Here is a 13064-nt window from a genome sequence, read left to right on the forward strand (position 1 = left end):
GTTATGAATATTGAGGCAGGAAGCAGGATCACCGGGTATGATGACCCTGCCCTGAGATGGTTATGTCTTTGGCTATTTCAATGACAGGATGTATGTCACCATTTCCTTAGCGTCTTCTTTAGCCAGGGAAGGGTGAGGCAACATGGCTACATCGCCCCAGTTGCCGCTGCCGCCGTTGATCACTTTATCAGCCAGTTTGTCGATGGTTGCTTCATCGGCAGTGTATTTAGCGGCTACGTCTTTATAGGCAGGGCCTACGAGTTTCACATCTTCTTTATGACAGGTTTTGCAATCCTGGTCATCGATAAGTGTTTTGCCTTTTGCAACGGGTGCATTAGCGCCCGGAGATACCATAGAAGTATCTACTGCTGCTCCTTCCGTACCGGATGTGCTATTGTTGGCCTGCTGTTCACTGTTACTGTTTTGTCCTCCGCCGCAGGCAGCAAAGAATAAGGCACTCAATACGAACGGCGCCAAAAATCGCTTTCTCATGTTTGATCGTTGATAGTTTAAAAAATTAGCAATTAGCTGTTAGTTGTTAGCTATTAGCCATCGTACTATGTTTAAGGCTAATAACTAACGGCTATTATGTGTTAGTTGTTAGCACCCCCGTTGTTGAAATGTAACTGTTAACCATTACCTGCCGTCTAATACTAAACGTTAACAGCTAATGGCTAATGGCTAACAGCTATCTGACTATATTCCTAAGATCTTTTTATTAAGCGCTTCATCTGCGCCTCTTCCTGCAAAATCGTCAAAGGCCTTTTCCGTTACGCGTATGATATGTTCGCTGATGAAAGGCGCGCCTTCGCGGGCGCCGTCTTCCGGGTGTTTAAGGGCGCATTCCCATTCCATAACAGCCCATCCATCGTAATCATACTGCGTTAATTTACTGAAAACCCCTTTAAAATCCACCTGGCCATCTCCCAGGGAGCGGAACCTGCCGGGGCGGTCCACCCAACCCTGGTAACCGCCGTATACGCCGGAACGGCCGGTAGGATTGAATTCAGCATCCTTCACATGGAACATTTTGATCTTCTCGTGATAGATGTCAATATACTCCAGATAATCCAAACATTGCAATACAAAATGGCTGGGATCGTACAGCAGGCAGGCCCGGCTGTGGTTTCCGGTTGCTTCCAGGAAGCGCTCGTAGGTAACGCCGTCATGCAGGTCCTCGCCCGGGTGGATCTCATAACAAAGATCGACACCGTTGGCATCAAACTCATTTAAAATAGGCAGCCAGCGTTTTGCCAGTTCTTTGAAACCTGTTTCCACCAGGCCGGCGGGGCGCTGGGGCCAGGGGTATACGGTATGCCACAGCAGGGCGCCGCTAAAAGTAGCATGGGCGTTCAGACCCAGGTTACGGCTGGCTTTGGCGGCATATTTCAACTGGTTTACGGCCCATTCTGTACGGGCGGCGGCATTACCACGGTGCTGTTCCGGCGCAAAACCGTCAAACAGCTCATTATAGGCCGGATGCACGGCTACCAGCTGGCCCTGCAAATGGGTGCTGAGCTCAGTGATCTCCAGGCCGGCGGCGTTTACGACGCCTTTTATCTCATCTGCATAGGTCTGGCTTTCTGCCGCCTTCTGCAGGTCTATGAAGCTGCTTACCCAGGTAGGGATCTGTACCCCTTTAAAACCCAGGCCGGCGGCCCACTCGCAAATGCTTTTCAAACTATTAAAAGGCGCTGCATCGCCTGCAAACTGCGCCAGGAATATACCGGGACCTTTTATTGTTTTCATAATATTAGTACGCTTGGTGTTGAAAAAAAGCGGTTAGTGGTTAGCTTTTAGCCGTTAGCTGTAGACAGCTGCCGGCGTTTGCTATATTTCAAATGCCGTCCACTTCTGATCGCTCTGGGAAGACTTCACCACGTTATCGATGAAGGCCATGCCACGAACGCCGTCGTCCACGCTGGGGAAATCCAGCGCTTCAGGAGCCGGTTGCTGGCCGTCCAGTTTCGCCATCAAAGTAAGGGCAAAATTGCGGTACAGATTGCCGAATGCTTCCAGGTAACCTTCCGGGTGACCACCAGGCGTACGGGTATTGTGCACAGCAAAGCTGCTTTGGATACCGCCGTAGTTGGCGCCTGCACGGTAGATCTGGGCCGGCTGGTCCAGCCATTTCACCAGCAGGGTGTTAGGCTCATGCTGCGCCCATTCCAAGCCGCCTTTTTCGCCGTATACTCTGATCTTCAGCGCATTCTCTTCACCGGCAGCTACCTGTGAGGCCTGCAGTACGCCTGCGGCGCCATTGTCAAAGCGCAGCAGCACACCGCCGTCATCATCCAGGGCGCGGCCCGGTACTAATATATTTAAGTCGGCGCACAGCTTTTCTATTTTAGCGCCACTAATGTATTCTGCCAGGTTTGCGGCGTGGGTGCCAATATCGCCCATGCAACCGCTTTTACCGGAGCGTTTAGGATCTGTTCTCCAGGCTGCCTGCGCATTGCCTTCTTTTTCAGACATACGGCTTAACCAGCCCTGCGGGTATTCTACCCACACCTTGCGGATCTTGCCAAAAGCGCCTTCTGCTACCATACGGCGGGCCTGTTTTACCAGGGGATAGCCGGTATAGGTATGGGTGAGCAGCAGGGTAAGACCGGTTTGCTCTACTTTGGCTTTCAGTTGTTTGGCTTCGTCCAGCGTAAAGGTGATGGGCTTCTCTATCACTACGTTAAACCCTTTGTCCAGCGCCAGCATAGCCGGCTCAAAATGGGCAAAATTGGGGGTCACGATCGTTACAAAGTCCAGTCTTTCGCTTTCCGGGCGGGCCGCTTCTTTCTCCAGCATGGTCTTAAAATCCGTGTAGATACGGTCCGGTTCCAGGAACAGCATCTTGCCGGAATCTACGGCTACTTCCGGGTTAACGCTTAATGCGCCCGCTTTCAGTTCAATCAGGCCGTCCATATTGGCGGCAATACGGTGGATGGCGCCGATGAAGGCATCCTTTCCGCCTCCGATCATTCCCATTCTTAGCTTACGGTTCATAATTATTTGCTTTAAACTGTTTGCAACTGTTGTTTCTTTCTGCCCCTCATGTAGAAGAAAAGGCAGCCAAAGGCGGCTATCAGGATAATAGGGATGACGAGGGTAACCCTCAGTATTTCCGGACCGGCAACAGCCTGCGCCTGTAGAAAGGCGGTGGCTTCTGTGGTACCGGGGGCTGCGGAGCGGTAGGCGTCCAGGACGGCGTTGGCAGGCAGCTGAGAGGATATGATGCTATCATAAAAACCACCCATAAAGAACATGTATACAGATACGGCAAACATACCGGCGCCACCCATCAGGTTCATACCAAGCGCACCGGAGGCGGGGATATTCTCTGATACAAAACCCAGCATAGTGGGCCAGAAATAAGTAACGCCCATACCAAATATAAAGGCGCCTACGAAGATCATATTACCCGTTACGGTAGACAGCATGTACAGGCCCAGGGCAGACAGTATGGCAGAGATCAGCAACACGCCCACCGGGGAGATCTTGTGTACCACTGCGCCTGCCAGGCCCCTGCCGAATGTTTGCACACCGGCCGTTAATGCCAGTATCAGGATGGCGTTTTCCGTTACATTTTTTAACAGCACTTCTATCCACTGACCGGTAAACAATTCCGTAATGGCCGTACCGAACATGAGTACGAACATCACCAGGAATAATGGTGTGAATACGGCGCGGTACATTTCCTCTGTAGAGGTACCGGAGGCCACCCTTTCTGTTACCGGGAAGCTGAGGTTCATGAACAGGTATCCATACAAAAGGGTAGGAATGATCATAGTGGCCACCTGTATCTGCCAGCTAAGACCCAGCCTGTTAAACAGGAACACCAGCAGGGTGCCCACTACGATACCGCCGGGGAACCAGAGGTGGAAGTGGTTTAGCTTGGTGGTTTTGTTGGTAGGGAAAATAGTGGCTACCAGCGGGTTACAGGCCGCTTCTACCGTACCGTTGGCCATACCAACAAACAGGGTAGAGATAAATAGTGACCAGAAACCATTCGCAAATACCGTGAGCACTATACCAAGCAGGTGCAGGAGAAAAGCGGCCAGCAGCAGGCGTTTCATACCGATAACATCTACGATGAAACCACCTATCACCACGGCCAGGGGAAAACCCCAGAAAGCGGTGCTGGCAATAATGCTTAATTCCCTTACGCTTAAGTGAAATTCTACTCCGAGCTTGCCGAGTATACCGGCACGAATACCAAAGGAAAGTGATGTGACCAACAGGGCCAGACAACTGGCGACAAAGAGTTTATTTGGCTGTATCCCTTTTTCCATAATACGTGTGAATTTTAGTTTAGTTTTAGTACGTGTTAAATTTATGGACTATAAAACCTTTAAATTTATAAAAACTTATTGCATATTTTTCATCTGGAACATTTTTCTTTGATTTTATTTGACGGGCGGAAACTGCGGCTATGATAACGGCGCTTGTCCCTAAATGATCACTTCTTTAATAACCCTTAATTATTACATCCCTATCAGTAAATTATTCCTAATTTTACATTCCTTGTAAAACAGGGTGACGCTGACAGCTTGTCACTTATATTTTCCAAGCATATTATTTGTAATACATCCATTGCCAACTGTATCCATGCAACTGTTACTGTATGGTATGGAGATAAAAGGAACCCTTATTATTCGCATACATAATTTATTCGCATGTTAGGTTTTTTAACAAAAATTTTTGGCGGACACAAGTCTGAAAGAGATATTAAGACTTTGCTGCCCCGTGTAAAACAGATCAATGAGGCGTTTGAAAAACTACAGTCCCTGCCTTTGGATGACCTCCGTAATAAAACACAGGAGTTCCGCGCACGCATCAAAGAACATCTGGCGAATATAGACGAGGCGCTGGCTGCTAAACAGCATGCCGCAGAAACAGAGGCAGACGTTTCCCTTAAAGACACCATCTACCAGGAAATAGATAAAATGAAAAAAGACCGGGATAAACAGATCGAAGTTATCCTGGATCAGCTGTTACCGGAAGCCTTTGCCGTTGTAAAGGAAACCGCCCGCCGTTTTTCCCAGAATCCTACCCTCACCGCCACCGCTACTGAGCTGGACCGCCAACTGGCAGTAAAGAAACCTTACCTGACCATTGAGGGTGACAAAGTGACGTGGAAGAACACCTGGCCGGCAGCCGGTTCTGACGTTACCTGGAACATGGTACACTATGATGTACAGCTAATTGGCGGTATGGTACTACACCAGGGAAAAATTGCTGAGATGGCAACGGGTGAAGGTAAGACCCTGGTATCCACCCTGCCCGCTTATCTGAATGCCCTGGCAGCAGAAGGCGTGCACATTGTAACGGTGAACGATTACCTGGCCCGTCGTGACTCCGAGTGGAACGGTCCTATCTTTGAATTCCTGGGATTGACCGTAGATTGCATAGATAAACACCAGCCTAACAGCACCGAACGCCGGAACGCTTACCTGGCTGATATCACATACGGCACTAATAACGAATTTGGTTTTGACTACCTCCGCGATAACATGGTACACAGCCCGGAAGAAATGGTGCAGCGTAAACACCATTTTGCCATGGTGGATGAGGTGGACAGTGTACTGGTGGATGATGCGCGTACCCCGCTGATCATCTCCGGCCCTATCCCCCGCGGCGACGAGCAGGAGTTCCATGTACTGAAACCCCGCATACAACGCCTGGTAGACGCCCAGAAAAAAGTAACCACCCAGTTCCTCAACGAGGCCAAAAAACTGATCGCCGAAGGTAAGGATGACCCGAAGACCGGCGGTTTAGCATTAATGCGCGCATGGCGCGGCCTGCCAAAGAACAGCGCCCTGATCAAATACCTGAGCGAAGCCGGTAATAAAGTACTGCTGCAGAAAGCAGAGAACTACTACCTGGCAGACCAGCAGCGCGAAATGCCGAAAGTGGACGAGGAACTATATTTCCATATAGACGAGAAGAACAATAGTGTAGACCTTACAGATAAGGGTATTGCCCTGATCACCCAATCCGGCGAAGACGAAAACTTCTTCGTAATGCCGGATGTAGGATCTGAAATTGCAGAAATAGAAAAGCTGCCCATCTCCCCGGAAGAGAAGCTGCAACGGAAGGACCAGCTGCTGCAGGACTTTGCGCTGAAATCCGACCGTATCCACTCCGTACAACAATTGCTGAAAGCATATACCCTGTTTGACAACGACGTGGAATACGTAGTAATGGACGGTAAAGTAAAGATCGTGGATGAGCAGACCGGCCGTATACTCGAAGGCCGCCGCTATTCCGACGGTTTACACCAGGCCATTGAAGCCAAGGAAAACGTGAAAGTGGAAGCCGCCACCCAAACCTTTGCGACCATCACCTTACAGAACTACTTCCGTATGCACCACAAGCTGGCCGGTATGACCGGTACGGCCGTAACGGAAGCAGGCGAGTTCTGGGAAATATACAAGCTGGATGTGGTAACCATCCCCACCAACCTGCCCATTACCCGTATTGACGCGGAAGACCTGGTATATAAGACCAAACGCGATAAATACAGGGCCGTAATAGAAGAGGTCAAGGTATTGCAGGCCAAAGGCCGCCCGGTACTGGTAGGTACTACCTCCGTAGAAGTATCTGAGCTGCTGGGCAAGATGCTCACCTTTGAAAAGATCCCGCATAACGTACTGAACGCCAAACAGCACGCCCGTGAGGCCCAGATAGTGGCCGAAGCAGGTTTGGCCGGCGCCGTGACCATCGCCACCAACATGGCCGGTCGTGGTACGGATATTAAACTGGGCCCCGGCGTAAAAGACGCTGGCGGTTTGGCCATCATTGGTACGGAAAGGCATGAAAGCCGCCGTGTGGACCGCCAGCTGCGTGGCCGTGCCGGCCGTCAGGGCGACCCCGGTACTTCCCAGTTCTTTGTATCCCTGGAAGATGACCTGATGCGTATGTTCGGCTCTGACCGTATTGCCGGCCTGATGGACCGCATGGGTTATAAAGAGGGCGAAGTGATCCAGCACAGCATGATCACCCGCTCCATAGAGCGCGCACAACGTAAAGTGGAAGAGAACAACTTTGGCATCCGTAAACGCCTGCTGGAGTATGATGATGTGATGAACAAACAACGTACGGTGATCTATGCCAAACGTAACCACGCATTGTTTGGCGAGCGCCTGGCCATTGACATTGACAATGCATTCTATGACGTAGCGGAAGGTATCATTGCCACCCACAAAGAAAGCAACGACCATGAAGCCTTTACGCTGGATGCTATCATGAACTTCTCCATTGATACGGATATTACAGCAGAGGAGCTGGCGAGGACAGATGCTGCCCTGCTGACCACCAAGCTGTACCACCAGGCCAAGGAGAACTATGAGCGCAAGACCGCTGAAGTAGCAGAAAAGACCCTGCCCGTGATCAAACAGATCCATAAAGAGCAGGGCCACCAGATAGAGAATATCTCTATTCCTTTCACTGACGGTAAAAAAGGCATTAACGTGCTGGCCAACCTGCAGAAAGTAATAGATACCAACGGCACAGAAACCCTGAACGCCCTGGAACGCAGCATTACCCTGGCGCTGATAGATGAGTCATGGAAAGAGCACCTGCGCGCAATGGATGATCTGAAACAATCTGTACAGAATGCCGTATTCGAACAAAAAGATCCGTTACTGATCTATAAGTTTGAAGCATTTAACCTGTTTAAACAGATGGACGGCGAAACCAGCCGTGAGATCGTTTCCTTCCTGTGCAAATGCGGCATCCCCGTAAGGGAAGACCGTGAGCAACCGGCAGAGATCCGGGAAGGCCATGAGCAGCGGACAGATATGAGCCGTATGCGCGCCTCCCACCAGGAGTTTGAAAATGGCCACGGCGGCAACGCTACTGCCACAGAGCAGCAGGAATATGCCACCAACGCAGAGCCGGCACGCCAGGAGCCTGTACGTATAGGCCCTAAAGTAGGCCGTAATGATCCCTGCCCCTGCGGTAGCGGAAAGAAATATAAACAGTGTCACGGAAAAGACCTGTAAGTAATGTGCTAATGTGCAGATATGCTAATGTGCGGATGGATTTGAAGCGACTGTAAAATTACTGGATACCAATAAGTTAATGTGCTAATGGAGATCTTAGGATCATACCATTGGCACATTGACATATTAGCACATTGAAAAATTAATGTCATGGATCTGAATCAATACATTGACCATACTATCCTGAAACCTGTCACTACACAGGAAGAGATCAAAAACCTGTGTATGGAAGCTGCCGCTTACCAATTTGCGGCGGTTTGTGTGCCCCCTCCTTTTGTAAAGATCGCCAAAGCTTTTACTGCCAATACTCATGTGAAGGTAGCTACCGTAACCGGCTTCCCATTTGGCTATTCCGCCATAGAGGCCAAGGTAGCGGAAACTGTGCTGGGCATTATAGATGGGGCGGATGAGCTGGATATGGTGGCCAACCTGATCGCCATCCGCAACGGGGACTGGGCCTACCTGGAAAAGGAGATTGCTACCGTCATGCAGATCATCCGCACAAAAGGGAAAGTAATTAAGGTGATCATAGAAAGTGGCATATTATTGGAAGCAGAGATCATCAGATGCTGCGAGCTGTATGCCAGGTACGGGGTGGATTTTGTGAAAACCTCTACGGGTTATGCAGAAAAAGGGGCCAGCGTGGAAGCCGTACGGCTCATGCGCCAGCACCTGCCGGCCAATATACAGATAAAAGCGTCCGGCGGTATTCGTACCTTTGCCTTCGCCCAGGAGCTGATAGCCGCGGGAGCAACAAGGCTGGGCTGCAGCAGCAGCGTGGCCATTATGAAGGAAAGCGAAGGGGCATCCACTGCAGACGCAGGCACAGGCTATTAAAATGATCCGTATAAACATAATTCCGATGAAATTCTTTATTACAGCAGCATTCGTTTTGATAGGCGGGATAGCCGCTGCGCAAGACAGCAGCTTTGCCACGGCAAGCGGAGGCAATGTAAAGGTGATCAAGGACAGCCGTATTGATATGCTCATCAAAAAGCAGATCTATATCAATACCCTGGCCATCCGCAACCAGCCCGGCTTCAGGGTGCAGGTGATCACCACCAACAAACGTAATGAGGCCAATGAGGCCAAAGCCCGCGCCATGCAGGCATACCCGGAGTACCGCGCCTATATCGATTTCCAGGCGCCCTATTTTAAGGTACGTATAGGCGATTTTAAGAGCCGTGAAGAAGCAACAGACCTGCGTGATAGATTATCCGACCTGTTCCCGCACGGCGTATTTGTAGTACCTGCGGTTATCAATGTGTCTCCGGATAAAGAATTACAGAATGAAGAATCGTATTAAGCGCTTAGCCAGGGAGTATGCACCGGCATTTATAGATATCAGACATCATATCCATTCCCATCCCGAACTGTCTTTTGAAGAACACGCCACATCTGCCTTTATACAGCAAAAGCTGACTGAATTTGGCGTATCCTACCAGCCCAATGTAGCCGGCACCGGCATAGTGGCGCTGATAGCGGGCCGGAACCCTTCCAAACGCATTGTGGCCATACGGGCGGATATTGACGCCTTACCCATTACAGAAGCGAATAATGTACCTTATAAATCCCTGAACCAGGGCATCATGCATGCCTGCGGGCATGATGTGCATACCACCTGCGTACTGGGCGCCACCCGCATATTGCAGGAGGTAAGGGACGGGTTTGAAGGCACCGTTAAAGTATTGTTCCAGCCCGGTGAAGAAAAGCACCCCGGCGGGGCCAGCCTGATGATAGCAGACGGCGCGCTGGAAAACCCACGGCCGCAAGCCATCCTGGGCCTGCATGTGCAGCCTTCCATGGAAGTGGGTACCCTGGGTTTCCGCAGCGGCAAATATATGGCCAGTGCGGATGAGATCTATATCACCATCAAAGGCAAAGGCGGTCATGCGGCACAGCCCCATCTTACCGTCGATACCATCCTGGTGGCCTCGCACCTGGTAGTGAGCCTGCAGCAGATCATCAGCCGTAATAACGATCCCTTCTCCCCTTCCGTGCTTTCCATCTGCGCTTTCAACGGCGGCCATACTACCAATGTGATCCCCAGCGAAGTGAAGCTGATGGGCACATTCCGTGCTATGGACGAAACCTGGCGCTTTAAGGCCCATGACCTGATCAAAAAACAGGCTACTGAGCTGGCACACGCCATGGGAGCAGAGATAGAGATTGATATTTTAGTAGGCTACCCTACCCTTTATAATAACGAATCCGTTACCGCTAAAGCGCGCGCCCTGGCAGAAGAATACCTGGGCATGGAGCAGGTACTGGATACGGAAGTACGTATGGGAGCAGAGGATTTTGCCTATTACTCCCAGCAGATACCCGCCTGCTTTTACCGGCTGGGTACCGGCAATAAAGCCAGGGGCATTACCTCCGGCGTACATACGCCTACTTTTGATATAGATGAAAATGCGATCGAGATAGGGATAGGCGCTATGGCTTACCTGGCAGCGGAATTGCTGATAGATTGATCATAACGGAACGCACATAAATAAGAAAGTCCCGCTTCCGGAGCGGGACTTTCTTATTATATATAATCACTTTACAGCTCAGGATACAGCGGGAACTGGCCCATAAAGCTGTTTACTTCTTTCCTTACTTTGGTGATGGTGGCGTCATTGTCAGCGTCCATCAGCAGCTCGTCCATCCACTGCACGATCTGCAGCATATGTTCCTCTTTCAGGCCACGGGTAGTGATAGCGGGCACCCCAACGCGGATACCGGAGGTTACAAAGGCTGATTTATCATCAAAAGGCACCATGTTTTTATTTACCGTAATATCTGCCTTTACCAGCACCTGCTCTGCTTTTTTACCGGAAATATCCTTATTGCGCAGGTCTATCAGCAGCAGGTGGTTATCCGTACCGCCGGAGATGATCTGGTAACCTTTTTCTACAAAGGCTTTGGCCATAGACTGGGCGTTTTTCAGGATCTGGCGGGCGTATACATCGTATTCGTCAGACAGGATCTCGAAGAAGGACACTGCTTTGGCGGCAATTACATGCTCCAGCGGACCGCCCTGTATGCCGGGGAATACGGCTGTATCCAGCAGGGAGCTCATCATACGGATCTCGCCTTTGGGGGTTTTGAGGCCAAAAGGATTCTCAAAGTCCTTGCCCAGCAGGATCATACCGCCACGGGGACCGCGCAGGGTCTTATGTGTAGTGGTAGTTACAAAATGACAGTGCGCAAAAGGAGAGTTCAGTAAACCTTTGGCGATCAGACCGGCCGGATGGGCTATATCCGCCATTACAAAGGCGCCTACCTGGTCAGCAATAGCGCGGATGCGTTTATAATCCCAGTCACGGCTGTAGGCGCTGGCGCCACAGATGATCAATTTCGGCTTTTCTTTCAGGGCGATCTCTTCCATCTTATCGTACTCTACCAGGCCGGTTTCCTTGTTTACGCCGTAAAACAGCGGATGGTACAGCTTTCCGGAGTAGTTAACGGCAGAGCCGTGGGTCAGGTGACCGCCCATGCTCAGGTCCAGGCCCAGGATCTTATCGCCGGGTTGCAGGATGGCCATCATTACGGCTGCATTGGCCTGTGCGCCGGAGTGAGGCTGTACGTTGGCATATTCTGCCCCAAAGATCTGTTTAGCCCTGTCAATAGCCAACTGCTCGCTTTGATCCACCACTTCACAACCACCATAATATCTCCGTCCGGGGTACCCTTCAGCATATTTATTGGTCAGTACTGTACCCATAGCCTGCATTACCTGCAAGCTGGTAAAGTTCTCAGAAGCTATCAATTCTATGCCGTGGCGCTGACGTTCCAGTTCCTGGCGGATGATATCAAATATCTGGTTGTCTCTTTGCATGTAGCTTTAAAATTTGCTGCAAAAATAGTGGAAAGGGTAATGAAATGCAATAATATCGGGATAATACGGGGTTAATTGCTAATTAGTGATCACTAATTAGCCCGTACTGGCCCTTTTTAAAAAAATTACTATCTTCACGCGCTCAGGGCCATATCCGGGCCGTTATATAAGCGCTGGAACAACAGACAGCCGAGCATATTCTAAACCTAATACCAAGAATGAAGGCCATAATACCAGTAGCAGGTGCAGGCACCAAGCTACGTCCACATACATATACACAACCCAAAGCGCTGATACCCTTAGCAGGAAGGACCATTTTAAGCATCATCATCGATCAGCTGGTGGAAGCAGGATTACAGGAATTTGTATTTGTAGTGGGTTACCTGGGGGAGAAGATCCAGCATTATGTAGAGCAGAAATACCCTACCCTTACCTGTCATTTTGTGCAGCAGAACAGCCGCGAGGGTACCGGGCACGCCATATTGCTCACCCGGGAGGTAGTAAAGGATGATGAGATCCTGATCGTGCTGGGCGATACCATCTGCGAAGGCGATTACCATGAGCTGATCAACTCACCGGTATCTATGCTGGGCCTGAAAAAAGTGGATGATCCGCGCAATTTTGGCGTAGCGGAGATAGATGAGCAGAGCCGCATTACCCGGGTGGTGGAAAAACCGCAGATCCCCAAGTCCAACCTGGCATTGGTAGGCCTTTACAAGATAAAGGAAACGGCGCAGCTGTATGATTGCCTGCAAAGCAATATTGACCAGAAGATAAAATCGCATGACGAATTCCAGCTCACAGATGCGCTGGAATGTATGATACAGCATAACGTCACCTTCAAACCCTTTAAAGTAAGCAACTGGTTTGACTGTGGCCGCAAGGAAACCCTGCTGGAAACAAATGCCATCCTCCTCAAAAAATACCGGCTGGCCAATAACCCGGTACTGCCCTATGAAGGCACTATCATCATTCCGCCGGTAAGTATAGGCGAAGGTTGTAATATCAAACACTCTATCATCGGCCCCAATGTAGCCATAGGCGACAATACCGTGGTGAGCTACTCCATTGTAAAGGATTCTATTGTTGGCTCTTTCACTAATCTATACGAGGTAGTGCTGAAATCATCCCTCATAGGTAGTGACGCCAATATACGCGGGTTAAGCCAAAGCCTGAATATTGGGGACAATACGGAAATAGACCTGGGCTAATTTGTAATTACCAATTAGTAATTAAATTGCTGT

10 protein-coding genes are annotated in these 13064 nt (G+C 50.1%); 5 read left to right on the forward strand and 5 right to left on the reverse strand.

All coding sequences use genetic code 11. The features are described from left to right. Nucleotides 1–72: 72 nt before the first annotated feature. The 4 genes from F0L74_RS32515 to F0L74_RS32530 form a co-directional block, all read right to left on the reverse strand. Nucleotides 73–492 carry a c-type cytochrome gene (locus F0L74_RS32515; RefSeq protein ID WP_149842034.1) on the reverse strand — a complete coding sequence of 140 codons (420 nt, stop codon included), beginning with the start codon at nt 490–492 and terminating at the stop codon, nt 73–75. Between the two features lie 204 nt (nt 493–696). Next, the gene (locus F0L74_RS32520; protein WP_149842035.1) at nt 697–1749 is read right to left on the reverse strand and encodes a sugar phosphate isomerase/epimerase family protein; all 1053 of its coding nucleotides are present in this window, start codon (nt 1747–1749) and stop codon (nt 697–699) included. An 81-nt stretch (nt 1750–1830) separates the two neighbouring features. Then, entirely contained in the window at nt 1831–2997 is a 1167-nt protein-coding gene (locus tag F0L74_RS32525; protein ID WP_149842036.1) for a Gfo/Idh/MocA family protein, read from the reverse strand. 11 nt (nt 2998–3008) lie between these two features. Continuing rightward, nucleotides 3009–4283, reverse strand: coding sequence for an MFS transporter (locus tag F0L74_RS32530; RefSeq protein WP_149842037.1), 1275 nt, complete (start codon nt 4281–4283; stop codon nt 3009–3011). A gap of 384 nt (nt 4284–4667) precedes the next feature. Here F0L74_RS32530 and secA point away from each other — a divergent pair, with 384 nt between their 5' ends. From secA to F0L74_RS32550, 4 genes are all read left to right on the forward strand, one after another. After that, entirely contained in the window at nt 4668–7997 is a 3330-nt protein-coding gene (secA, locus tag F0L74_RS32535; RefSeq protein ID WP_149842038.1) for a preprotein translocase subunit SecA, read from the forward strand. Nucleotides 7998–8147: 150 nt separating this feature from the next. Beyond that, nucleotides 8148–8834, forward strand: coding sequence for a deoxyribose-phosphate aldolase (gene deoC, locus F0L74_RS32540; RefSeq protein WP_149842039.1), 687 nt, complete (start codon nt 8148–8150; stop codon nt 8832–8834). Nucleotides 8835–8859: 25 nt separating this feature from the next. Further along, entirely contained in the window at nt 8860–9303 is a 444-nt protein-coding gene (locus F0L74_RS32545; RefSeq protein ID WP_188316257.1) for an SPOR domain-containing protein, read from the forward strand. Beyond that, entirely contained in the window at nt 9287–10471 is a 1185-nt protein-coding gene (locus F0L74_RS32550) for a M20 metallopeptidase family protein (protein WP_149842041.1), read from the forward strand. The genes F0L74_RS32545 and F0L74_RS32550 overlap by 17 nt, the downstream gene beginning before the upstream one ends. Nucleotides 10472–10542: 71 nt before the next feature. Here the strand turns inward: F0L74_RS32550 and glyA are convergent, their stop codons facing one another. Beyond that, nucleotides 10543–11820, reverse strand: coding sequence for a serine hydroxymethyltransferase (gene glyA / locus F0L74_RS32555; RefSeq protein WP_149842042.1), 1278 nt, complete (start codon nt 11818–11820; stop codon nt 10543–10545). Nucleotides 11821–12038: 218 nt separating this feature from the next. On the opposite strand from glyA, the gene F0L74_RS32560 reads away from it, so the two are divergent. Continuing rightward, nucleotides 12039–13031 (forward strand): sugar phosphate nucleotidyltransferase, encoded by a 993-nt coding sequence (locus F0L74_RS32560; RefSeq protein ID WP_149842043.1) that lies wholly within the window; start codon nt 12039–12041, stop codon nt 13029–13031. The last annotated feature ends 33 nt before the right edge of the window (nt 13032–13064 follow it).

The organism is Chitinophaga agrisoli (assembly GCF_008386695.1).
GTDB classification, from domain to species: Bacteria; Bacteroidota; Bacteroidia; order Chitinophagales; family Chitinophagaceae; genus Chitinophaga; species Chitinophaga agrisoli.